The sequence below is a fragment of the Denitromonas iodatirespirans genome, assembly GCF_018524365.1.
Taxonomy (GTDB): Bacteria; Pseudomonadota; Gammaproteobacteria; order Burkholderiales; family Rhodocyclaceae; genus Nitrogeniibacter; species Nitrogeniibacter iodatirespirans.
Genome location: NZ_JAEKFT010000004.1, coordinates 120,914 through 143,226, shown reverse-complemented (window position 1 = coordinate 143,226; position 22,313 = coordinate 120,914). Strand labels below are relative to the sequence as shown.

Here is a 22,313-nt window from a genome sequence, read left to right as displayed (position 1 = left end):
TCACCACGCCTAGCATCGATACGCGGTGCCCGGCTGCGATCACGGAACCTGGTGCGTCGCGTGTGCCTTGAGTCGGGCGGCGAGGGCCGAATCCATGGTGGCGAGGTGGTGTCGAAACCAGTCCGGCAGGCCAGAGACATAGGTGCGGGCCATCACGAGGTTGCCTTGCTGAACCCGGATCGCAAGGTGCGTGAGGTCGGCCAGTACGCGGGCGTGTTCGGCGCCATGCTCGGCGATGGCCGGAAAGCTGCATTCGTGCATGAGCTGCGTTTCGCGCTCGAAGTGCTTGCGAGTGTGGCCGAGCAGCTGGTGGAAGAGACCCGGAAAGTCCGCCTCGGAAGCCTTGGCCAGCGCGTCAAGGTAGCCGACGAAGGTCCGGTGCGTGTCATCCATTTCCGTCACGCCGAGGGCATGCCCGGCCCTGTCGGTTGCGGTCAGCATGGATGGACCTGCGCAAGCGCGGGGCGGGCCGTTTGGGTGCCCGCGATGAAGGTGAAGATGTCGCTGTCGATGATCTGCAGGCCGAGCTTCTGGCAGAACCGCCGTTCCTTGGCGTTGGCGTCCGGCAGCAGGATCCAGCCGGTCGGGGTGCCGGCGTTGTAGACGATATCGGCCATCACCATGCGCTCGGTGTCCCGGTTCAGGCGCAAACCCATCAGCAGGTAGCGTTTGCCGGCGCGCAAGGCCTTGAGCTGCGGCGGAATGGCGAAGCCGCCCATGAGCTCGGTGATGTAGTCGACATAGTCGGCGTCGGAGGCGATGTAGCTGGCCTCCGGCTGCGGGGTGCCCATGGGCTTGAAGAGGATCGGCAGCGCCAGGTCGAGCGCTTCGGTCGGGTGGTAGGCGCTGCCGTCCCAGCGGTAGAGCTTGTAGCGGAAGGCGGTGCCGGCCATGCGGGCGATGCCGACGATCAGGTTGTGCGGGGTGTGCGCGTAGCTGTCCTGCAGCTGGGTGTCGCGGTTGATGTCGACCACGTAGCGCGGGGCGAGGGCCTTGAGCCACTCATGCACGGCGCCGCGGGTCCAGGCGGTTTCGCCGTAGGTGCGTGTCAGAAAGCGGGTCACGGCGCTGCGCCCGCGCTTGAGTTCGATGTTCATCGCGGCGCGTGGAAATTCGTACATCAACTTCGGGGCCATCGGGCGGCCATCGTTCATGGCCAGGATCAACGAATCGCTGTCGGCGGGGATGCGGACCGCGCTGTCGACCTGGGTGACGTCGGCAAGAACGCCGGGCCCCAGGTAGGGCACGATGCTGCCGTCGGCCAGGCCGGCCTGCAGGGTGTCGTAGAGGTCGGGGGGCATGGGTTTGGCTCCACAAGAGATGCGTGGTGCCTAAGGAGCAAAATCCGGGCCCAAGGCGAAAGCCAGGTAAACCAATGGGTTGCTGTGTCGTGGTGGCCCGCATTGTGGGGTTTGCCACAGCGCGGGTGGGCATCCTCACACGCGGCTCACCAGGTGGTGATCTTGGCCTCGATCACGCCGCCAATCACCAAGTACTCTCCCTCGCCTTGCAGGACGCCCGGCATCAGCCCGTCATGGAACAGGAGCTTCGGCACCGGGATGTCGGCGGTGAGGATGTAGTCGCCGAATTCGCCCGCGCGATCCCGGTTGTCGGTGAACGAGTTGAGGTTGTTGAGCAACACGCGACGGTGACCATTGGCTCCGGTGTCGAGCACTTCGTGGTCGGCCAGCTGGTTGATGCCCCGGTAGAGCGTGATGGAGCGGGTCGCCCGGTGGCGGCTGGCCTGCGCATGCTGGCAAAAGGCATAGACCAGGTCGAGTTGGGCTTCGAGGGCATTGGTGCCGTACAGGCCGCGGGCGCGCATCTCTTGATAGCGGCGGTAGGCCTCGCCGTTCGGATCGCGCAGCGGCGCGCCATGGAAGCGTGGCACGAGGCCGAAGCGCGACTCGACCCAGGCCTTGAGCACGGCGCCTTCCTGACGGTCGGCATCGAAACTCCAGCCGCGCAGGAGGCGATCCCAGGTGGCGCGGATGCGGCCGCCATGCCCTTCGCGCCCGGTGTTGCCGGTGTAGCCGATGTCTTCGGGGTGCTGCAGACGGAATACGACGGTCATGTAGTCGCGAAAGACGTCGGCGCGCGCGGCGGGCGGGGCGGCGTCTAGCCGTCGGAACAGATCCCGGTGCAGCTGCTCGACGCCGTCGATCCGCAGCGGGGCGGGATGTCGCTGGTAGGTCAGGCTGCCGAGGATGACGGCCGGCAGGTTGCAGCGGTTGATGGGCAGGCGGGCATCGCGCGGCAGGGTGCTTTTGTCGGTACCCCGACAAGGCGTGGGGGTTTTGTCGGACCTCGCCGCGCCGGGGGAAACCGGCGAATTTTCTTTTTGCATTGGTAATTCAACGGCTTGTGTGCTGTCGGTCGATCTGGCACGCAACGTGCAGAACGTGAGTCGCGACACTCATGAATTCCTGCAAACCGACTGACAGCAAAAAGGAGATTACACCATGGCAAAGTTGCGTCAATGCGCCATCTACGGGAAGGGGGGGATCGGGAAGTCGACGACCACCCAGAACCTGGTTGCGGCGCTGGCCGAGTCCGGCAAGAAGGTGATGATCGTCGGCTGCGATCCCAAAGCCGACTCCACGCGCCTGATTCTGCACTCGAAGGCCCAAACCACGGTCATGCACCTGGCGGCGGAAGCCGGCTCGGTGGAAGACCTCGAACTCGAAGACGTGCTCTCCGTCGGTTATGGCGGCATCAAGTGTGTCGAGTCCGGCGGTCCGGAGCCCGGCGTCGGTTGCGCCGGCCGCGGTGTCATCACGGCCATCAACTTCCTCGAAGAGGAGGGGGCCTATGACGAAGACCTCGATTTCGTCTTCTACGACGTGCTCGGCGACGTGGTGTGCGGCGGTTTCGCGATGCCGATCCGCGAGAACAAGGCGCAGGAAATCTACATCGTCTGTTCGGGCGAGATGATGGCGATGTATGCGGCCAACAACATCTCGAAGGGCATCGTCAAATATGCCAACTCGGGGGGCGTGCGCCTGGCCGGGCTGATCTGCAACAGTCGCAACACCGACCGCGAGGACGAATTGATCGAGGCGCTGGCGGCCCGCCTGGGCACCACGATGATTCACTTCGTGCCGCGTGACAACGCCGTGCAGCATGCCGAGATCCGTCGCATGACGGTGATCGAGTACGACGCCAAGCACAAGCAGGCGGACGAGTACCGCGCGCTGGCCCGCAAGATCAACGACAACACCAACTTCGTCATTCCGACCCCCATCGAGATGGAAGAGCTCGAAGAGCTGTTGATGGAGTTCGGCATCATGGAGGCCGAAGACGAAACCATCATCGGCAAGACCGCCGAGGAGTTGGCTGCAGGTTGATCTGGGCGAATCCGTCGCTTGGGTTGGGCGCGAGAGACGCCTGCCGATCGGCGTGCGAACCCGCCATGTTGCCTGTGGGGTTTTGCACGCACTCATCCCAAGCCTCGCCCGAAATCGAAGTCACGTTTTTTGGTGTCTTGCGCAGATGAGCGCAGATGTCGAAGGAGAACTGAAATGGCGGTATTGACCCGAGACGAAACCGACGCCCTCATTGCCGAGGTGCTGGAGGTTTATCCCGAAAAAGCAAAGAAGGACCGTGCCAAGCACTTGGCCGTCAATGACCAGAGTGTCGAGCAATCGAAGAAGTGCATCACCTCGAACCGCAAGTCGCTGCCGGGGGTGATGACCATCCGCGGTTGTGCCTATGCCGGTTCAAAAGGGGTGGTATGGGGCCCGATCAAGGACATGATCCACATCTCCCACGGCCCGGTCGGCTGCGGCCAGTATTCCCGCGCCGGGCGCCGGAACTACTACGTCGGGACGACCGGTGTGGACAGCTTCGGCACGATGAACTTCACCTCGGATTTCCAGGAGAAGGACATCGTCTTCGGCGGCGACAAGAAGCTGGCCAAGCTGATCGAGGAGATCGAGGGCCTGTTCCCGCTCAACAAGGGTATCTCGGTGCAGTCGGAGTGCCCGATCGGTCTGATCGGCGACGACATCGAGGCGGTCTCGAAGAAGGCCTCGGCCTCTTTCGACAAGCCGGTGGTGCCGGTGCGTTGCGAAGGTTTCCGTGGCGTGTCGCAGTCGCTCGGCCACCACATCGCCAACGACGCGATCCGTGACTGGGTGCTCGACAAGCGCGACGGGCAGCCTCACGAGAGCACGCCCTACGACGTGGCGATCATCGGCGACTACAACATCGGTGGCGACGCCTGGGCGACCCGCATCCTGCTCGAGGAAATGGGCCTGCGGGTGGTGGCGCAGTGGTCGGGTGACGGCACGCTCGCCGAGATGATGAACACGCCCAAGGTCAAGCTCAACCTGCTGCACTGCTACCGCTCGATGAACTACATCAGTCGGCACATGGAAGAGAAGTACGGCATTCCCTACATGGAATACAACTTCTTCGGGCCGACCAAGATCATTGAGTCGCTGCGCAAGATCGCGGCCTTCTTCGACGATTCCATCAAGGAAAAGTGCGAACAGGTGATCGCGCGCTACCAGCCGATGATGGACGAGATCATCGCCAAGTACCGCCCGCGCCTGGAAGGCAAGAAGGTGATGCTCTACGTCGGCGGCCTGCGCCCGCGCCATGTCATCGGCGCCTACGAGGACCTCGGCATGGAGGTGATCGGCACCGGCTACGAGTTCGGTCACAACGATGACTACGACCGCACGATCAAGGAGATGGGCGACGCCACCCTGCTGTATGACGACGTCACCGGCTTCGAGCTCGAGGAGTTCGTCAAGCGGCTGAAACCCGACATGGTCGGCTCCGGCATCAAGGAGAAGTACATCTTTCAGAAGATGGGCATTCCCCTGCGCCAGATGCACTCCTGGGATTACTCCGGCCCCTACCACGGCTATGACGGCTTCGCCATCTTCGCCCGCGACATGGACATCGCGCTGGCCAATCCGGTGTGGCACAACATGACGCCGCCCTGGAAGAAGACGAGCGACGCGGAGAACGAGGCCATCGCTGCCTGACCGTAGGGCGGGTTTCAACCCGCCAAGCAACGTGGGAGGCCGGCTGAAGCCGGCCCTACGGGTACCCCATTCTTGCGCCCGGCGCCGCGGATGAGCGGCGCGGGCAAGGAGATATGCAATGCAAACCGCAGACACCATCAAGCCCTGCTACCCGCTGTTCCGCGACGACGACTACAAGGAATCGCTCGGCAACAAGAAGGCCGCTTTCGAGGAAGGCCACGCCGCGGACACGGTGTGGGAAACCTTCATGTGGACCACCACCGCCGAGTACCAGGACCTCAACTTCCAGCGCGAGGCGCTGACCGTCGATCCGGCCAAGGCCTGCCAGCCGCTGGGCGCCGTGCTGTGCGCCTCGGGTTTCCACAAGACCCTGCCCTACGTGCATGGTTCGCAAGGTTGCGTGGCCTACTTCCGTACCTACTTCAACCGCCACTTCAAGGAGCCGTGCTCCTGTGTGTCCGACTCGATGACGGAAGACGCCGCGGTGTTCGGCGGCCAGAAGAACATGTTCGACGGTCTGGCCAACGCCAAGGCGCTCTACCAGCCGGACATGATCGCGGTGTCCACCACCTGCATGGCCGAGGTCATCGGCGACGACCTCAACGCCTTCATCAACAACTCGAAGAAGGAGGGGCACATCCCGCAGGACTATCCGGTGCCCTTCGCCCATACGCCGTCCTTCGTCGGCTCCCACACCACCGGCTGGGACAACATGGAGGAGGGCATCCTGCGCTCCTTCACGCTCAACAGCATGGAGGACAAGAAGGTCGGCTCGAACGGCAAGGTCAACATCGTGCCGGGTTTCGAGACCTATCTGGGCAACTACCGCGTCATCAAGCGCATGCTGAGCGAGATGGGGGTCGGCCACACGCTGCTGTCGGATCCGTCGGAAGTCTTCGATACCCCGTCCGATGGTGAATTCCGGATGTATTCCGGCGGGACCACCATCGACGAAATCAAGGATGCGCCGAACGCCTGCACCACCTTCCTGATGCAACCGACTCAACTGGAGAAGACCCGCAAGTTCGTCGAGAACACGTGGAACCACGAAGTCCCCAAGCTCAACATTCCGATGGGGATCGACTGGACCGACGCGTTCTTGATGAAAGTGTCGGAGATCACTGGCAAGGCGATCCCCGAGTCGCTGGAGAAGGAGCGCGGCCGGGCCATGGACGTGCTCGCCGACAGCCATGCCTGGCTGCACGGCAAGAAGTTCGCGCTCTACGGCGATCCGGACTTCGTCATGGGCCTGGTCAAGATCCTGCTCGAATGCGGCGCCGAGCCCACGCACATCCTGTCGAACAACGCCAACAAGCGCTGGGGCAAGGCGATGCAGAAGCTCCTCGACGATAGCCCCTTCGGCGTCAATGGCAAGGTCTATGTGGGCAACGACCTGTGGCATCTGCGCAGCTTGTGCTTCACCGACAAGCCCGATTTCCTGATCGGCAACTCCTACGGCAAGTACATCCAGCGCGACACCCGCTACAAGGGGGAGGCGTTCGAAGTGCCGTTGATCCGCCTGGGCTTCCCGCTGTTCGACCGCCATCATCTGCACCGCCAGACGACGATGGGCTACGAGGGCATGATCCAGGTCGTCACCACGCTGACCAACGCCGTGCTCGAGCAACTCGACAAGGAAACCATCGGCATGGGGACGACGGACTACAACTTCGACCTCATTCGTTGATCGGCTGGCATTGGCGGCTGAAGCCGGCCCGGCGAAAGGCGCACGTCGTCACTCGCAGGGCGGGCTTTGGCCGGCCAAGCCACCACCCGCCACGACCCAGGAGCCCACCATGGCCAACATCATGATCCGACAGGCTGAGCACGGCGGTCTGAGCTTCTACCTGCCCAAGCGCGACCTCGAGGCGAGCATCGAGTCGATCGAGTTCGATACCCCGGAGAAGTGGGGCGGCGAACTGAAGCTCGACAACGGCGGTGCCTATTACATCGAGCCCATCGCCCGCCCCCCGCGCCTGCCCATCTCCCTGCGTGCTCGTCGCCTCGGCGCCGCCGAGGACTGAATCAGGAGGAGTCCACCATGGCAATGACCATCGATCCCGACATGTGCACCGCCTGCGACGACTGTCGCCCGGTGTGTCCGACCAAGTCCATCCACAAGGGCAAGATTTTCTACACCATTGACGCAGCGACCTGCACCGAGTGCGACGGTCATGCCGATTCGCCGTTGTGTGTGGACGTCTGTCCGTCGGGCTGTATCGGCCCCGCGTAAGCGGGTTCAACCGAGCGCCGGTCGCCGCACCGGCGCTCCATTGAGCCCACTTGGCAGGAGCGAATCATGTCCGACACCCCCATTGCTTCGCGCGAGGCGGCGCTGCGCATCGCGCTGGCTGCCCGCGCCCTGGACGGCCTGGAGATCCGCGCTTTCGTCGACGCGCTGGTCGACACCCTGGCGGCGCCGTTGACCGAGCGGAAACTCGCCGGCGTGACGGTCGATACCTTGCGTGAGCTGCTCGCCGGCGATTTCGCCGAACAGGGCTGCCATGTGAGTGCGAATCACGAGCAGCTCAAACGCGCCGTGCGTCTGCTGTGGGGCGAAGGCGTCGAGGCCCGTGACTTTCCGGTCGTCCAGCCGTATGCCGACGGCGACATGCCCGGTTCGCTGCGGGTGGCCGTTGCCGCCAACCGCGGCGAGAACCTGGACGGGCATTTTGGCTCCTGCGATCGCTTCCTCATCTATCAGGTGGGCATGGCGGAGATCCGGCTGGTCGACGTGCGCAGCACCACCGACACCGACGCGGCCGACGACAAGAATGCGGCGCGCGCCGCCCTGATCGGCGATTGCCAGCTGGTCTATGTGCAATCCATCGGCGGGCCGGCCGCGGCCAAGGCGGTGCGTGCCGGCGTGCATCCGGTCAAGAAGGCAGATGGAGGTGCCGCGCGCGAGGTGTTGATCGAGTTGCAGGGTCGCCTGGCCAGTCCGCCGCCCTGGCTGGCCCAGATCATGGGTGTGCCGGCGACCTCGCTGGCCCGTTTCGCGGCCGGGCTCGAGGCCGAGGCATCGTCGTCATGATCGACCCGCGACAACTGGCCGAGGTGGGCGCAGCGCTGGCCGCCAAGGCGTCGATCGCCGATCTGCGCGAACGGTTTCCGGCCTTGCACTTTTCGTCCTGCTCGGATGACGATGTGTCGCCGCGCTTCACTGCCGCACTCGCACTGGACGAGCACCGCCTGTACCTGATCGCCGGTGCGTCCGGCCATTGCCTGACCCTGACCCATGACCCCGCCGTCGCCACCGGCATCCTCATCGCCGACAAGGTCGATGAGGTGTGAGCGTATGGCCGCCGATGTCGGGTCCGTCGAGGGGGCGCGTGGCGGCGGGCTGTGTGCCGGCTGCGTGTACCTGCCCGCCTTGCTGAACGTCGGGCGATGCATCCCGGGCGATACCTGCATCCGGGCCCACAGCGGGCGCCAGATCGACCGGTTTCTGCGGGCAAATCCGGAAGAGGCGGGGGCGTATCTGGACGACATCTTCTGGGAGCGTCGCGCCATCGCCGCACGCTACGCACCGCTCACCGAGGTCATGCGCCTCAAGGACGATCCGGACGAAGTCGTGCGCCGCACCGTTGCCCTGCGCCTGCCCGAGGATGCGCTGGCCGGCATGATCGGCGACCCCGACCGAGAGGTGCGCCAGTCCGTGGCCGCGCGGGTGCCGGTGCCGTTGCTTCCGCGCATGATGTACGACCCCGACTATGTCATTCGGGCCACGGTGGCCAGGCGCCTGCCGCACGGGCAGCTGATGGCTTTGGTGCGCGACCCCGACCGCGAAGTCCGCAAGGTCGTCGCAGCGCGCCTGCCGGCATTCGCCCTGAGCCGCTTGGCCGGCGACAGTGCGCCCGAAGTGCGGGCCATCGTCGCCGAGCGGGCGCTGCCCGGTCTGGCCGAGCGCATGCTGGAGGACGCCGAATGGTGGGTCCGCCTGGCGGCAGTGGCCAACGCACTACCGGAGGCACTGGCCCGCGTCGCCGCCACCGACCCCGAACCCGAGGTGCGCGATGCGGCGGCGGCCCGCCTGTGCGATCCGGCGCATGGTCACCCCCGAGGAAGCTCATCATGAAATCACCGCTGGCTTGGCCGGAATACTGTAAATCGCTATCGCCCGCAATTGTCGAGAGCTGCTTGAGAACGCCGGTCAGCAAGGGCGAGGCAGGGCTCCTCAAGGCTTTCGCGGCGGCGTTGCCCGAATGGCGCTTCCGCCATGCGCTGACACGTGGTGGCTGGTACCGTCTCGGCGGGGTGGTGGATGCCGACGGACAGTCCGTGATGCACGACCTGGAAGCATGGGCGCAGGCCGGGCTGGACGCATGCAACGGCGATGCGGGTGCGTTCGAAGACGCCCAGGACGGCCGGCCGCTCTATGCAACCCGGCTGACCGGAAAGACCCACTACTTCGTCGCTCCGGCCGGCGGCGATCCGGACGCCTTCCTGCAACTCGAAGTGGAAGAGTTGCAGGAAATGCGCGCCCATCGGTTGTTCGCCTCGCACCCGTCAACCGTCGACGAGATCGTTGATCCGCGCGACGGTGCGCCGGGTCTGGTGCCGATCGGCTTGCCATGCTTTCAGTTTCGCCGCCTCCAGCATATCGGCGCCTTTTTCGAGCGCATGCGCTCACGCAGCAGCCAGCCTTCCGGCATCGAGCGCATGCTGATCGACTGGGCCGGTAGCAGTGCCGATGGCGCCACCTGTTTCTCCAATCATTGGGTGGTCAGTACCCGCGAACATGTCGACCACTATCATCAGCCGGTCTTCCGCGCCCGGCCGATCCCTGCGATGGCCGGTGAGCCGCCCGATTTCGAAGCCGATCCGCAGGCCTCCGGCGTCGACCTGGCCGGCGCGCTGACCCGCTTCGACCGTGCGGTCGGCTATCCCATGGCCTGGTACTTCCACATGCTGACCACCAAGGCGGTGCCGCACTGGGTGGCCCGAAGCGTGGTTGAAGACATGCTTTCCGGCTTTGCCTATCTGCCGGATCGGGACATCGAGGTGGTGCGCGGGTGGCTGCATTCGCCCTACGGCGTGTGAGCGCCGCAGCCGCGCCGGCTACCGGACAAGGGACAGACGCTTGTCGGGTTTGCCACAAACGACCCGACAATTCACCAAGGGTCGGCAGTAAAGCGTCTATTTAACAAAGACTTGTGGAGTGGCATCGGCCTTGCTAAGGAACGGGCAAGGAGGATGCCATGACCCCGGCTATCGACATCATCGTCAATGACACGACCCTGCGCGACGGCGAACAGTCGGCCGGGGTGGCGTTTTCACTCGATGAAAAGCTGGAGATCGCGCGCCAGCTGGCGGCCATCGGCGTGCCGGAGCTGGAAGTCGGCATCCCCGCCATGGGCGAGGAAGAACGAGCGGGGATCCGTGCCGTCGCCGAGCTGGGCCTGCCGGTGCGCTTGATGGTGTGGAGTCGCATGCGCGAGGACGATCTGGCCGCCTGCGCCGGGCTCGGCGTGCATATGGTGGATATCTCCGTTCCCGCCTCCGACCAGCACCTGGCGCACAAACTGCACCGCGACCGGCAGTGGTTGCTCGATGCCCTGCCTCGCACCATTGCCACCGCGCGGGCGCTGGGGCTGGACGTCGGGCTGGGCTGTGAAGACGCGTCGCGTGCGGATGTCGACTTTCTGTGCCAATTGGCCGAGACCGCCCAGCGGGCGGGCGCGCGGCGGCTGCGCTTTGCCGACACCCTCGGCATTCTGGAACCGTTTTCGACCCATGCGCGCATCGGCCGGTTGCGCGCGTCCACCGATCTGGAAATCGAGATGCACGCCCATGACGACATGGGGCTGGCGACGGCCAACACGCTGGCGGCATGCATGGCCGGCGCGACCCATGTGAACACCACGGTCAACGGTCTCGGCGAGCGGGCCGGTAACGCCCCGCTGGAGGAGGTGGTGCTGACCCTGGCCAAGTTGTATGGGCGCAATACCGGGGTCGACCTGCGCGCCTTTCCGGCACTGTCGGCCTGTGTCGCCCATGCGTCGGGCCGCGCCGTCCCCTGGCACAAGAGCATCGTCGGCGCCGGGGCCTTTACCCATGAGGCCGGTATCCATGTGGACGGCCTGCTGAAGCATCCCGACAACTATCAGGGATTCGATCCCGCCGAAGTCGGGCAGGCCCATCGCATCGTGCTCGGCAAGCACTCGGGCGCGCATGCCGTGCAGGTGGTGTATGCGGGTCTCGGGGTGAGCCTCGACGATGCCGATGCGATCCGCTTGCTGCCGCGGGTGCGCAGCTTCGTGACCCACCACAAGCACGCGCCGGACAACGCCGATTTGTTCCACCTGCTCGCCGAGGTGTCCTGATGCTCGATACATTGACCGCGGACAGCAAGACAGCGGAGGGGCCGGCAGTCGGTCTGTGGGCCACGCTGAGAGAGGACCTTGCCTGTGTGTTCGAACGAGACCCGGCGGCGCGCTCGACCGTCGAGGTGCTCGTGACCTATCCGGGCGTGCATGCCGTTCTCGCCCATCGGCTGTCGCATCGCCTGTGGCGCTCCGGATGGCGGTTCGGTGCCCGCTTCCTGGCCTTTCTGGCGCGCGCGGTGACCAATGTGGACATCCATCCGGGGGCCGTCATCGGTCGGCGCCTTTTCATCGATCATGGCGCCGGGGTGGTGATTGGGGAAACCGCCGAGGTGGGCAACGATGTGACGCTCTACCACGGCGTCACCCTCGGCGGCACTTCGTCGAGGCGGGGCAAGCGCCACCCGACGCTTGCCGACGGTGTGGTGGTCGGCGCCGGGGCAAAGGTACTGGGTCCGATCCGCGTTGGCGAGCGGGTGCGGGTGGGCGCCAACTCGGTGGTCATCAAGGACGTCCCGGCCGAACGGACGGTGGTCGGGATTCCTGGCCGCATCGTCGAAACGCGCCGTGCCGATACCCGTGACGACGGCATCGATCTCAATCATCACCTGATGCCCGATCCGGTCGCCAAATCCCTGTCGTGCCTCCTTGAGCGCATCGAAACGCTGGAGGGCGAACTGGCTGCGCTGCGCCATGAACCGCTGCCCGGCCGCCACGAAGAGTGCGCTGTGTGCTCGGCCGGCGAGTTGTGTTGCGAGAGCGACACCCGGCATCCCCAAGACGAAGCGATCATGTGAGGCAACCCCCATGGATCTACTCGATTTCACCGACTGCACGCTCTATTTCGAGGACCCGCTTCCTGCGCGCGCCGAAGCCTTGCTGAACCAGGCCGCGCGCGAATACGGGCAAGACAGTGCCGAGATTGCCCTGCTCAGAGCGCATCTGGAAGTGCCTGAAAATCTCACCGTGCTGGTGGGCTTGTACCGCTACTACTTCTACCAACACCGGCTCGACGACGCACTGCTGGTGGCCGAGCGGGCGATGAACGTGTCGGGCCGACAGCTGGGACTGCCGACCGACTGGCGGGCTTTCGACGACGCGCACTTCGGCACTGCCGCGCAGCGTTCCTTTGGCCTGCTGCGTTTCTATCTGTTTGCCTTGAAGGCTGCCAGCGTGGTGTTGCTGCGCCTGCGCCGCGTGGATGAATCGCGCGCCCGGCTCGCCAAACTGGCCAGTTTCGAGTCGCGCGACCAGCTTGGCGTTGCCCGGTTGCTCGAAGTCATCGACGAGTTCCAGAACCCGTCCGCCCCGGCCGAGCACGAACCGGCCAAGATCGCCGCCTGAGGAGCCCCCCATGGAGAACACGCTGAGTCTCGACGAAGCCTTTGACGAACTGAGTTCTGCCGAGGACTTTCTCGCCTATTTCGAGGTGCCCTACGAGCCTGCGGTGGTGCAGGTCAACCGGCTGCACATTCTGCAGCGCTTTCACGACTACCTGACCCGCCATGTGCCGCAGATGCCCGACGACGACGCGGCGGCACGCGCCGTGTACGCCGGGTGGCTGGCACGCGCCTATCAGGATTTCGTGGTCTCCGATGCCCAGACCGAGAAGGTTTTCGCCGTGTTCCAGCATGCGCCGAACGCGTCGGGCGGTACCACGTCGTTCGTCTCCATCGACAAGGTATTTCAGGCCTGAGGGGGCGACATGCTGAACGCGCGATGGGACTATGGGGCGGCCGTGCGACTGACCCGCAACGTCCGCAACGACGGCACGTTTCCGGGGCTCGATCCGGGCGCGCCGCTGGTGCGCCGGGGCAGTGTCGGCTACGTCGTCGATGTGGGTACCTTCCTGCAGGATCAGGTCATCTACTCGGTGAACTTCCTCGATGAAGGCCGCATCGTCGGCTGTCGCGAGGAAGAACTGATCGACGCCGACGATCCATGGACGCCCTCGCGTTTCGAGTTCCGCGACAAGGTGCTTGCGGCCAAGGGCTTGTCGATCAATGGGGCCGTGCTGGTGCCCCGACAGGCCGTCGGGGAAGTCGTCAAGGTGCTGCGCGATGCGCCCGGGGGCGTGGCCTACCACGTGCATTTCGATGTCCTGGCCGGTCGCGTGCTGCAGATTTCCGAAGACCTGCTTCAACCGGCGTCGGCTGGCGCTCCCGCGGAGGATTGATACGATGGGCATCGCCTACCTGCAATTCAAACTGGCCTGGCGGCTTTTTCGCAAGCCGCCGAGTGGGCTCTCCGAGGTCGAGAGCGAGCGCGTGCAGTGCGTTGCCCGTCGCCAGGCAGACTTGGAGCAACAGGTCCTCAACACGATGGAGGCCGCGGGCGTGGTGGTGCCCGACCGCGTGGTGCAGGAGCATTTCGCGCAGATCCGGAGTCGCTACGCCGTGGGGGACGAGTTCCATGCCGATCTGGCCGACAATGGGCTGGACGAAGCGATGGTCCATGACGCCCTGTACCGAGAGTTGCGGGTGGAAGCCGTGATCGAGAAAGTCGCGGCCCGCACGCCCCCTGCCAGTCTGGTCGATGCCGAGCTCTACTACCGTGCGCATCCGGCCTCGTTCGACCGACCGGAAGCCCGCCGGCTGAGCCATGTGCTGGTGACCTACGATACGGCCGCCGAACGCGTCACCGCGTGCAAGGTACTGTCCCACGTGCGTTCGCAGGCACTTTCGTCCGCTCGGTTCGGCGAGGCTGCGCTTCAGTACTCGCATTGCCCGACCGCCATGCAGGCTGGCTCGCTGGGGACCGTCCGCCGGGGTCAGCTTTTCCCTGACATCGAGGCGGTGGCCTTCGCCCTGGCGCAGGACCAGCTGAGCGACATCGTCGAGTCTCCGGTCGGGCTGCACGTGGTGCGCTGTGACGAGATTCTCCCGTGGGGTCCGGTCCCGTTCGACGAGGTGGCGCCACGCATCGTCGCCGCGCTGACGGAACGGCGCCGGGAGAGCAACTGCCGGGCGTGGTTGCGCAGTCTGTCAGCGTGTGATGCGGCGGAGGTGGCTGAGGTTCCTTGAGCATGTTGCGATGCCGAGCGAGGACTGCCCGCGCGGGGACAACGATACTTTGCGCCCGCCGTGCCGGGAGGGCGTCAATATGCAAATCGCTTGATCTTCGGCGAGAATGGCGCACTTCGAGTCATGGTGGCCGTGAGTGCGCGAGGATTGATGAAGGCTGTCTCGAACCGGGTGGGGCGGTGGCGGCGTCAAATCGGTGGCATCGTGCAGCGATGGTGGCCACGACAGTGTGTGCTGTGCGCCAGCACGCGACACCCGGAAGGGCTGTGCGCGGGCTGCCGCCGCGATCTGCCGATGTGCCTGTCGGCGTGTCCTCGCTGCGCATTGCCCGGTACCGGTGGTGAGACTTGCGGGCGGTGTCTGAAGCGGCCCCCGGCGTTCGACGGCACCACGGCACTGTTCAGCTACGACTATCCCGTCGACCGTCTCATTCAGCGGCTCAAGTACGCCAGCGATTTCGGCGTCGCGGATGCGCTGGCGCAGTATGTCGTCGGTGCGGTGGCGCGGCCATCGGTCGATGTGATCGTGCCGGTGCCGCTGCATCCGGCGCGGCTGGCGGAGCGGGGCTTCAATCAGGCGGTGGAAATCGCCCGCCCGCTGGCCCAGGCCTGGGAAATTGCGCTGGTGACGCGCGGCGTTGCCCGCCTGCGCCGCACCGATGACCAGGTGGGGCTTGCGCTGTCAGCACGCCGGAAGAACCTGCGGCATGCCTTCTCCTGCGAGGCGAAGCTCGACGGCGCGCGCGTGCTGATCATCGACGATGTGATGACCACCGGCGCCACGCTCGACGCGCTGGCGCTGTGCCTGAAGCGGGCCGGCGCCGCATCGGTGTGCAATCTGGTGATCGCCCGCACGCCCTTGCGTTGATCCGTGCAGGCGCTGCGGGCACAATGCCGCCCCATGTTCCATATCGTTCTCTATCAGCCGGAAATTCCGCCCAATACAGGCAACGTCATTCGCCTCAGTGCCAATGTCGGCGCGCGCCTGCATTTGATCGAGCCACTCGGCTTCGACATGTCCGACAAGGCGCTGGCGCGGGCCGGGCTCGACTATCACCAGCTCACACATGTGCAGACCCATGCCGACTGGGCCGCGTTTCGTGCATGCGTTCCCGGCGGCCAGCTTCACGCCCTGACCACCCGCGGTGGCCGCTGGTTCGGCGAGGTGCGCTACGTGCCGGGCGACGTGTTGCTGTTCGGTTGCGAAACGCGCGGCCTGCCCGAGGACATGCTCGCCATGCTGTCCGACGAGCAGCGGGTACGCATCCCGATGCGCGCCGGCAACCGCAGTCTTAACTTGTCTAACGCGGTGGCGGTGGTGGCCTACGAAGCCTGGCGTCAACAGGGGTTCGAGGGCGGCGTGTAGACACCCTGGCCCGTCACTCGCTGCGCGGATCGCGGGCGAGCAGGCGTTCGACCGCTTCGCGCGCGCTCAAGGTACCCGAGAGCAGGGCGTCGACCCCTTCGGTGATCGGCATTTCCACCTGATGGCGATGTGCCAGAGCGACCGTCTCGCGCGTGGTCAGCACGCCTTCGGCGACATGGCCCAGATCGTGCAGAATCTGCGCCAACGGCTTGCCTTCGGCCAGTGCGAGGCCGACGCGGCGGTTGCGCGACAGATCGCCGGTGCAGGTCAGCACTAGGTCGCCCATGCCGGCCAGTCCCATGAAGGTTTCCTGGCGGGCGCCGAGCGCAACGCCCAGGCGCGCCATTTCGGCCAGACCGCGGGTGATCAGCGCGGCGCGGCTGTTCAGGCCGAAGCCGAGACCGTCCGAGACGCCCGCAGCGATGGCCATCACGTTCTTGACCGCACCGCCGACCTCGGCACCGATCAGGTCGTCGTTGTCGTACAAGCGCAGGCGCGGCTGGTGCAGTTCGGCCACCCAGGCGGCCGCCTGGGTCGTGTCACGGGCGGCCAGGGTGATGGCGGTAGGCAGGCCGGCAGCGACTTCGGCGGCAAAGCTCGGGCCGGTCAGCACGCCACAGGGGTACTCGGTGCCCAACTCGTCGTCGACGACTTGATGCGGGAGCTTGCCGGTGCCGGATTCGAAGCCCTTGCAGGCCCAGATCAGCGGGGCGGTGACCTTTTCGGCCGCAAGATGCCGGGCAACGGCGCGCAGGCCGGCCACGGGCGTGACGACCAGGTGCAGGTCCGCCCCCTGGCCGGCGCGGTGCAGATCGGGCTCGAGCACCAGCGCGTCGGGAAAGGGCGCGTCCGGCAGCAGGGCGTGGTTGGTGCGTTCGATGGCGCAGCGTGCCAACGCCTCGGTGTCGCGCCCCCAAAGGGTCACCTGGTGCGAATTGGCGTAGGCGATTGCCAGAGCCGTGCCCCAGGCGCCGGCGCCATAGACCGTGATCTGCATGTTCACCCCGGTGTCTGATTGCGAAGAGGCCGGGCCGCGAACGCCGCCCGACCGCGAATGCTAGTGGCCCCAGACGTCGACCCGACGGATGAATCCGCGATCGCCGTCGGCATGGCGAACCGGCAGCCAGGTGCCCGTGGCCGGGCCGGATACGTTGAGGATGACGCCGCGCGAGGCTTCGAAGCTCTTCGGCGCATCGGTGGCGGCCTGCTGATGGACGACCGCGCGCTCGGCGGTCACCACAACGGTTTGCCCGTCGGCCAGGGCGCTGCGCTCGATCCAGGCCAGGTGGCCTTCGCGGTCGCGCACCTTGACCCACTTTTCGAGCGTCACGATGACTTCCAGCGGGCTGCCTGCCGACACCACGAAGACCCGCTTGCCTTGGGCCGACGGGGTGTCGTACAGGATGGCCGGGCCCGCCGTCGACCGGAAATCGAGCGCCATGGCCGGCGCGCACGCGGCACCGGCCAGGATCAGCGCGAAGAGACGGTGGGCGCGCATGCTCACTGGACCGGTACGTCCTGGCCGGCGTTCTGCTGTTCCTGCTGACGGGCCTGGTAGATTGCCTCGAAGTTGACCGGAGCCAGCAGCACCGGCTGGAAGCCGGCGCGGGTGACGGCGTCGGAGATCGCTTCGCGGGCGTAGGGGAACAGGATGTTGGCGCAGCCGATCATCATGATCGGTTCGACATCGGACTCGGGCACGTTGCGGATCTGGAAAATACCGGCCTGGGCGGCTTCGACCAGGAACACGGTTTTCTCTTCACCGATCTTGGCGGTCACCGTGACGGTCAGGACCACTTCGTACACGCCTTCGTCGATGCCCTTGCTGTCGGTGCGCAGCTGCACATTGATCTGCGGTGTTTCGCGATCCAGGAAGATCGTCGGTGCGTTGGGCACTTCGACCGACAGGTCGCGGATGTAGAGCTTTTCGATGGTGAAGACGGGTTGGGTGTTTTCGGTCATGGTTCTGCCTTGTGTCAGATTGGAATGAATCGTTCAGGCCGCTTCGGCATTCAGAAGCGGATCGAGCTTGCCTGCCTGGTCGAGCGCATGGAGCTCGTCGCAGCCGCCCACGTGCATGTCGTCGATGAAGATCTGCGGCACGGTGCGCCGGCCGGTGATCATCATCATTTCCTGCCGACGAGCCGGATCGAGATCGACACGGATCTTTTCGATGTCGGTGACGCCCTTGCGGTTGAGCAGGGCTTCGGCACGCACGCAGTAGGGGCAGCCGAGCGTGGCGTACATGCGGATGCGAGCGACCATGTTATTTCCTCTTGCGCGAGACGGGTTGGCCCGCTTGCTGCCAGCCGGCAATGCCACCGCGGAGGTTGAACACTTTTTCGCAGCCGAGCTTGCGCAGTGTGGCCATGGCCGCACTCGAGCGTGCGCCGGACGCGCAGCATACGATGATCGGTTGTTGTTTCAGTTTTTCCAGTTCGGCCGTCCGCTTGTCCAGGGCGGAGAGAGGGATGTGGCGGGCGTTCGGGATGTGGCCCTGGATGAACTCGTTCTGCTCGCGCACGTCGATCACGGTGGCGTCTTCGCGGTTGATCATCAGGGTAGCCTGCACCGGTGACAGGCTGCTGCTGTCGCCGCGCTGGCGCAGGGTCTCGATCACCAGGAAGGCGCCGCTGGCGACCGCGAGGGCTGCCCAGTACCAATTTTGCTGCAAAAACTCCACGGAAATTTCCTTCTCGAAATGTCAGGATTGGGCCGGCGCTTCGCCGCAGAAGACTTCGCGCATCAGGACGATCAGCTGCAAGGTGCGCTGATCGCCGACCCGGTAGTAAACACGGTTGGCGTCCTTGCGCGTGAGCAAGACACCCTTGTCACGCAAAATGGCCAGGTGCTGGGAAATGTTGCTCTGGGAGGTGCCGACGGCCTCGACGATGTCCTGGACGCAGACCTCTCCTTCACCGATCACGCACAGGATCTTGAGCCTGAGCGGGTGGGAGATGGCCTTGAGGGCCCGTGCGGCGGTTTCGATCTGCTCGGTCTTGCCGATCAGATCAACAATGGGATGACTATTCACGATCGGCGATCGATTCGACAAAGATGAATGTAATAAAATACCATTTTTTGCCGTAGCGGCGACTTGGCGCGACGCAAGAACCCGTCTTAACCACCCTAGCGAGTTGATAGCCCCTCATGTACAAGATCGTATTGCTTCGCCACGGAGAGTCCACCTGGAACAAGGAAAACCGGTTTACCGGCTGGACCGACGTTGATCTGACCGAAAAAGGCGTGGAGGAGGCGCGCGTCGCCGGCGACCTGTTGCGCGAGAAGGGCTTTGCCTTCGACGTGGCTTTTACCTCGGTGCTCAAGCGGGCGAACAAGACGCTGAATCTGGTGCTCGAGCGCATGGATGCGCTGTGGTTGCCGGTCGAGCATTCGTGGCGGCTCAACGAGCGTCACTATGGCGCGCTGCAAGGGCTGAACAAGGCCGAGACCGCCGCCAAATATGGCGACGACCAGGTGCTGCAGTGGCGCCGCTCCTACGACGTGCCGCCGCCCGCGCTGGAGGCCGGCGACGCCCGTCTGACGCCGGACGATCCGCGCTACGCTAGTCTGCCTGCCGATCGCTTCCCTCGCACCGAGTGCCTGAAAGACACCGTGGCGCGGGTGGTGCCTTACTGGGAAACGGTGATCGTGCCGCGCGTGCTGGCCGGCGACCGGATCCTGATCGCGGCGCACGGCAACAGCCTGCGCGCCCTGATCAAGTATCTCGACGGCGTGAGCGATGCCGACATCGTCGGCCTCAACATTCCCACGGCCCAGCCGCTGGTGTATGAACTCGACGCCAATCTGCGCCCGATCCGCAGCGACTACCTGGCCGATGCCGACACCATCAAGGCCGCCGCTGCTGCGGTGGCGGGGCAGGGCAAAGCCAAGGTCTGACACAGTGAGCCCCTCTGCCGCCAAGCGCTGGCGGCCCATGACGGCGATCGCGCTGACGCTGGCGCTCGTCGTCATGCCGGGTCTTGCCGGTGCCGACGAGGCCACGGCGCGTATCGCCGCTTCGCGTAGCGAGCTGGACGCGGTCAAGGCGAAACTGCGCGCGGCCGAAGCCGAGGTGGCGGACACCGAGTCAACCCATTCGGATGCCGCCAAAGCGCTCAAGCAGGCCGATGTCGCGGTGTCGAAAATCCTGCGGCGCGTGCGCGAACGGGTGCGCGAGCGCAAGGCGGCGGACGAGGCCGTGGCGCAGATCGAAGCCGCCCTGCGTCAGACGCAGTCCCGGATCGAGGCCGGGCGTGCAGCGCTGGCCGACTGGCTGCGCAGCTACTACCAGCATGGCGGCGAACCGGGGGTCGGCTATCTGCTCAGTGCGCGCGAGCCCAATCAACTGGCGCGCGATGCCTACTACCTGGAGCAGATCGGGCGCGAAAAGCAGGCCATCGTGAGCCGTTTGCGCGAGGCCATGGCGCTCCAGGCCCGCCAGCAGGAAACGGCCGAGGCGCACCGCGCCGAGGTTGCCCGACTCGAGGCCGAACAACGGCGCGAGCTGGCCGAACTCAAGAAGGAACGGGATCGGCGCGGACAGATCCTGGCCGAGCTGGCGAAGGAATTGAAAACCCAGAAGGACGAGGTTGTCAGCCTGCAGCGCGACGAAGCGCGGCTGCGGGCCTTGATGATCGAGTTGGCCAAGGCCCGGGCCCGCCCTCGACCGACCCCGCCGAGGACGACGGAGGCGCCGAGCGAGCCAGTGGTGGCGTCGTCCAGGCAAAGCGCCGATCAGAGCGCACGCGGCAAGGCGTTCGCCGCCCTGCGCGGTCAGCTCAAGGCGCCGCTCAAAGGTCAGGTGGTGGGTCGCTTCGGCGCCGACCGCGCTGCGGGCGGGACGACCTGGAAAGGCATCTTCATCCGCGCCGACAATGGCGACGAGGTGCACGCGGTGGCCGATGGCGAGGTGGTTTTCTCCGATTGGTTGCGCGGCTTCGGAAATCTCATCATCATCGATCATGGCCAGGGATATTTGACGGTGTACGGAAACAATGAGGCGCTGTTCAAGTCCAACGGCGAGCGTGTGTCGGCCGGCGATGTGCTGGCCGCGGCCGGTGACAGCGGAGGAAATCCGGAGCCGGGGCTATACTTCGAGATCCGCCATCAGGGGCGTGCCGTGGATCCGATGGACTGGATCCGCCTGAACTGAATTCCCGGGGCGCGCCAGGAGGCGGCGTCCCTTCGTTTGGAGTAGTCATGCGTAGCAAACTGCAGCAGTTTGGACTGATCTTCACCGGTATGTGTGCGGGCGTCCTGATCAGTCTGAATTTCCCGGCCAATGCCGACAAGGCCGCGCTGGCGCCCTTGCCGATGCAGGAGTTGCGCGCGCTGGCCGATGTGTTCAACGCCATCAAGCAGGGCTATGTCGAGCCGGTCGAGGACAAGGCTCTGCTCACCGATGCCATCAGCGGCATGCTCAGCGGGCTCGATCCGCATTCGGCCTATCTCGATGCCGATGCGTTCAAGGATCTGCAGGTCGGCACGCAAGGCGAATTCGGCGGCCTCGGCATCGAGGTGGGCATGGAGGATGGCTTCGTCAAGGTCATCTCGCCGATCGAGGACACGCCCGCGTTCCGCGCCGGCATCAAGGCCGGCGACCTGATCGTCAAGCTGGATGACACGCCGGTCAAGGGCATGACCCTGGGCGATGCCGTCAAGCAGATGCGCGGCAAGCCGAACACCAAGATCGTCCTGACCATCGTGCGCAAAGGCGATGAGAAGCCGCTGGTGGTGACCATCGTGCGCGAGATCATCAAGGTGCGCAGCGTCAAGTCGAAGCTGGTCGAGCCGGGCTATGGTTACCTGCGGGTGGTTCAATTCCAGGAGGCGACCGCGGCGTCGCTGGCCGAGCATCTGACCAAGCTGTATGCCAAGGAGCCGCTCAAGGGGCTGGTGCTCGATCTGCGCAATGACCCGGGTGGTTTGCTGCATGGCGCGGTCGGTGTGGCAGCGGCCTTCCTGCCGCCGGAGGCGCTGGTGGTGTCGACGGATGGCCGCACGCCGGACGCCAAACGTAAGTATCTGGCCACGCCGGATGACTATCTGCGCGGCACCCGGACCGATTTCCTGAAAGACCTGCCGGCGGCGGTCAAGAATGTGCCGATGGTCGTACTGGTCAATGGCGGTTCGGCCTCGGCCTCGGAGATCGTGGCGGGCGCGCTGCAGGATCACCAGCGGGCCAAGGTGCTGGGAACCCAGACCTTCGGCAAGGGCTCGGTACAGACCATTCTGCCGCTGACCAACAACACGGCGATCAAGCTGACCACCGCGCGCTACTACACGCCAGGTGGCCGCTCCATCCAGGCCAAGGGGATTGAGCCGGACTACACCGTCGAGGATCCGCAGGACAAGTCGGCCCAGCTGCGCGTTCGCGAAGCGGACCTGCGCGGCCACCTTGAGAACGACAAGGATCCGGAAGCCGAACGCAAGGCCGCGGCGGCCCGTGAGGCGGCGCGCGCGGCCTCGGAAGAGGCGTCGGGCGACGAGGCCTTGCCCAAGCGGATCGAGCCGGCCAGCGAGGAGGATTTCCAGTTCCAGCAGGCATTGAATCTTCTCAAGGGGCGCGAGATCGTCCAGAATGCGAAGTAATCGAATAA

General features: G+C 65.3%; 29 protein-coding genes. 20 read left to right on the top strand and 9 right to left on the bottom strand.

Going from position 1 to position 22,313, the window contains the following annotated elements:
* Positions 1-39: 39 nt before the first annotated feature.
* The 3 genes from I8J34_RS04960 to I8J34_RS04950 form a co-directional block, all read right to left on the bottom strand.
* Positions 40-441, bottom strand: a complete 402-nt coding sequence (locus I8J34_RS04960; protein WP_214360277.1) for a bacteriohemerythrin — start codon at positions 439-441, stop codon at positions 40-42.
* On the bottom strand, positions 435-1,301 hold the full coding sequence (locus I8J34_RS04955; RefSeq protein ID WP_214360276.1) for an SIR2 family protein: 867 nt from the start codon (positions 1,299-1,301) through the stop codon (positions 435-437). Before I8J34_RS04955 ends, I8J34_RS04960 begins: the two co-directional genes overlap by 7 nt.
* 146 nt (positions 1,302-1,447) lie before the next feature.
* Positions 1,448-2,347 (bottom strand): NAD(+)--dinitrogen-reductase ADP-D-ribosyltransferase, encoded by a 900-nt coding sequence (locus I8J34_RS04950; protein WP_214360275.1) that lies wholly within the window; start codon positions 2,345-2,347, stop codon positions 1,448-1,450.
* Between the two features lie 115 nt (positions 2,348-2,462).
* Between I8J34_RS04950 and nifH the strand changes: the two genes are divergently transcribed.
* From nifH to I8J34_RS04865, 17 genes are all read left to right on the top strand, one after another.
* On the top strand, positions 2,463-3,347 hold the full coding sequence (gene nifH / locus I8J34_RS04945) for a nitrogenase iron protein (RefSeq protein WP_214360274.1): 885 nt from the start codon (positions 2,463-2,465) through the stop codon (positions 3,345-3,347).
* A 174-nt stretch (positions 3,348-3,521) separates the two neighbouring features.
* Complete coding sequence (gene nifD, locus I8J34_RS04940; RefSeq protein ID WP_214360273.1) at positions 3,522-4,997, top strand: nitrogenase molybdenum-iron protein alpha chain; 1,476 nt, start codon at positions 3,522-3,524, stop codon at positions 4,995-4,997.
* A 118-nt stretch (positions 4,998-5,115) separates the two neighbouring features.
* Positions 5,116-6,684, top strand: a complete 1,569-nt coding sequence (gene nifK / locus I8J34_RS04935; RefSeq protein ID WP_214360272.1) for a nitrogenase molybdenum-iron protein subunit beta — start codon at positions 5,116-5,118, stop codon at positions 6,682-6,684.
* Between the two features lie 109 nt (positions 6,685-6,793).
* A complete protein-coding gene (nifT, locus tag I8J34_RS04930; protein WP_214360271.1) occupies positions 6,794-7,021 on the top strand; it encodes a putative nitrogen fixation protein NifT in 228 nt (75 codons plus the stop codon).
* A 17-nt stretch (positions 7,022-7,038) separates the two neighbouring features.
* Positions 7,039-7,230, top strand: a complete 192-nt coding sequence (locus I8J34_RS04925) for a 4Fe-4S binding protein (RefSeq protein WP_214360270.1) — start codon at positions 7,039-7,041, stop codon at positions 7,228-7,230.
* Positions 7,231-7,296: 66 nt separating this feature from the next.
* Entirely contained in the window at positions 7,297-8,031 is a 735-nt protein-coding gene (locus I8J34_RS04920) for a dinitrogenase iron-molybdenum cofactor N-terminal domain-containing protein (RefSeq protein WP_214360269.1), read from the top strand.
* Positions 8,028-8,291: a DUF6129 family protein gene (locus I8J34_RS04915; protein WP_214360268.1), complete on the top strand. Its 264-nt coding sequence runs from the start codon at positions 8,028-8,030 to the stop codon at positions 8,289-8,291. Before I8J34_RS04920 ends, I8J34_RS04915 begins: the two co-directional genes overlap by 4 nt.
* Positions 8,292-8,295: 4 nt before the next feature.
* The gene (locus I8J34_RS04910) at positions 8,296-9,075 is read left to right on the top strand and encodes a 4Fe4S-binding leucine-rich repeat protein (protein WP_214360267.1); all 780 of its coding nucleotides are present in this window, start codon (positions 8,296-8,298) and stop codon (positions 9,073-9,075) included.
* A 62-nt stretch (positions 9,076-9,137) separates the two neighbouring features.
* A complete protein-coding gene (locus tag I8J34_RS04905; protein WP_214360266.1) occupies positions 9,138-10,040 on the top strand; it encodes a hypothetical protein in 903 nt (300 codons plus the stop codon).
* A gap of 158 nt (positions 10,041-10,198) precedes the next feature.
* Positions 10,199-11,323, top strand: a complete 1,125-nt coding sequence (nifV, locus tag I8J34_RS04900; protein WP_214360265.1) for a homocitrate synthase — start codon at positions 10,199-10,201, stop codon at positions 11,321-11,323.
* Entirely contained in the window at positions 11,323-12,120 is a 798-nt protein-coding gene (gene cysE / locus I8J34_RS04895) for a serine O-acetyltransferase (protein WP_214360264.1), read from the top strand. Before nifV ends, cysE begins: the two co-directional genes overlap by 1 nt.
* Positions 12,121-12,130: 10 nt before the next feature.
* Positions 12,131-12,667 (top strand): hypothetical protein, encoded by a 537-nt coding sequence (locus tag I8J34_RS04890; protein ID WP_214360263.1) that lies wholly within the window; start codon positions 12,131-12,133, stop codon positions 12,665-12,667.
* A gap of 10 nt (positions 12,668-12,677) precedes the next feature.
* Positions 12,678-13,019 carry a nitrogenase-stabilizing/protective protein NifW gene (gene nifW, locus I8J34_RS04885; protein WP_214360262.1) on the top strand — a complete coding sequence of 114 codons (342 nt, stop codon included), beginning with the start codon at positions 12,678-12,680 and terminating at the stop codon, positions 13,017-13,019.
* Between the two features lie 9 nt (positions 13,020-13,028).
* On the top strand, positions 13,029-13,499 hold the full coding sequence (locus I8J34_RS04880) for a nitrogen fixation protein NifZ (protein WP_230411711.1): 471 nt from the start codon (positions 13,029-13,031) through the stop codon (positions 13,497-13,499).
* Between the two features lie 4 nt (positions 13,500-13,503).
* A complete protein-coding gene (gene nifM / locus I8J34_RS04875) occupies positions 13,504-14,346 on the top strand; it encodes a nitrogen fixation protein NifM (RefSeq protein WP_214360261.1) in 843 nt (280 codons plus the stop codon).
* 90 nt (positions 14,347-14,436) lie between these two features.
* Positions 14,437-15,213, top strand: coding sequence for a ComF family protein (locus I8J34_RS04870; protein ID WP_230411710.1), 777 nt, complete (start codon positions 14,437-14,439; stop codon positions 15,211-15,213).
* A gap of 33 nt (positions 15,214-15,246) precedes the next feature.
* Positions 15,247-15,711: a tRNA (cytidine(34)-2'-O)-methyltransferase gene (locus tag I8J34_RS04865; RefSeq protein ID WP_214360260.1), complete on the top strand. Its 465-nt coding sequence runs from the start codon at positions 15,247-15,249 to the stop codon at positions 15,709-15,711.
* A 13-nt stretch (positions 15,712-15,724) separates the two neighbouring features.
* On the opposite strand, the gene I8J34_RS04860 is transcribed toward I8J34_RS04865, so the two are convergent.
* From I8J34_RS04860 to I8J34_RS04835, 6 genes are read right to left on the bottom strand one after another with little or no spacing between them, the layout of a single operon-like run.
* Positions 15,725-16,708 (bottom strand): NAD(P)H-dependent glycerol-3-phosphate dehydrogenase, encoded by a 984-nt coding sequence (locus I8J34_RS04860; protein WP_214360259.1) that lies wholly within the window; start codon positions 16,706-16,708, stop codon positions 15,725-15,727.
* A gap of 60 nt (positions 16,709-16,768) precedes the next feature.
* Complete coding sequence (locus tag I8J34_RS04855; RefSeq protein ID WP_214360258.1) at positions 16,769-17,209, bottom strand: SH3 domain-containing protein; 441 nt, start codon at positions 17,207-17,209, stop codon at positions 16,769-16,771.
* Between the two features lie 2 nt (positions 17,210-17,211).
* Positions 17,212-17,673: a protein-export chaperone SecB gene (gene secB, locus I8J34_RS04850; protein WP_214360257.1), complete on the bottom strand. Its 462-nt coding sequence runs from the start codon at positions 17,671-17,673 to the stop codon at positions 17,212-17,214.
* A gap of 33 nt (positions 17,674-17,706) precedes the next feature.
* Entirely contained in the window at positions 17,707-17,976 is a 270-nt protein-coding gene (gene grxC / locus I8J34_RS04845; RefSeq protein ID WP_214360256.1) for a glutaredoxin 3, read from the bottom strand.
* A gap of 1 nt (position 17,977) precedes the next feature.
* Positions 17,978-18,394 carry a rhodanese-like domain-containing protein gene (locus I8J34_RS04840; RefSeq protein ID WP_214360255.1) on the bottom strand — a complete coding sequence of 139 codons (417 nt, stop codon included), beginning with the start codon at positions 18,392-18,394 and terminating at the stop codon, positions 17,978-17,980.
* Between the two features lie 21 nt (positions 18,395-18,415).
* Positions 18,416-18,745 carry an ArsR/SmtB family transcription factor gene (locus tag I8J34_RS04835; protein WP_214360254.1) on the bottom strand — a complete coding sequence of 110 codons (330 nt, stop codon included), beginning with the start codon at positions 18,743-18,745 and terminating at the stop codon, positions 18,416-18,418.
* A gap of 116 nt (positions 18,746-18,861) precedes the next feature.
* Here I8J34_RS04835 and gpmA point away from each other — a divergent pair, with 116 nt between their 5' ends.
* From gpmA to I8J34_RS04820, 3 genes are read left to right on the top strand one after another with little or no spacing between them, the layout of a single operon-like run.
* Positions 18,862-19,611, top strand: coding sequence for a 2,3-diphosphoglycerate-dependent phosphoglycerate mutase (gpmA, locus tag I8J34_RS04830; RefSeq protein ID WP_214360253.1), 750 nt, complete (start codon positions 18,862-18,864; stop codon positions 19,609-19,611).
* Positions 19,612-19,615: 4 nt separating this feature from the next.
* A complete protein-coding gene (locus I8J34_RS04825; RefSeq protein WP_214360252.1) occupies positions 19,616-20,866 on the top strand; it encodes a murein hydrolase activator EnvC family protein in 1,251 nt (416 codons plus the stop codon).
* A gap of 47 nt (positions 20,867-20,913) precedes the next feature.
* On the top strand, positions 20,914-22,305 hold the full coding sequence (locus tag I8J34_RS04820; RefSeq protein ID WP_214360251.1) for a S41 family peptidase: 1,392 nt from the start codon (positions 20,914-20,916) through the stop codon (positions 22,303-22,305).
* Positions 22,306-22,313: the final 8 nt, after the last annotated feature.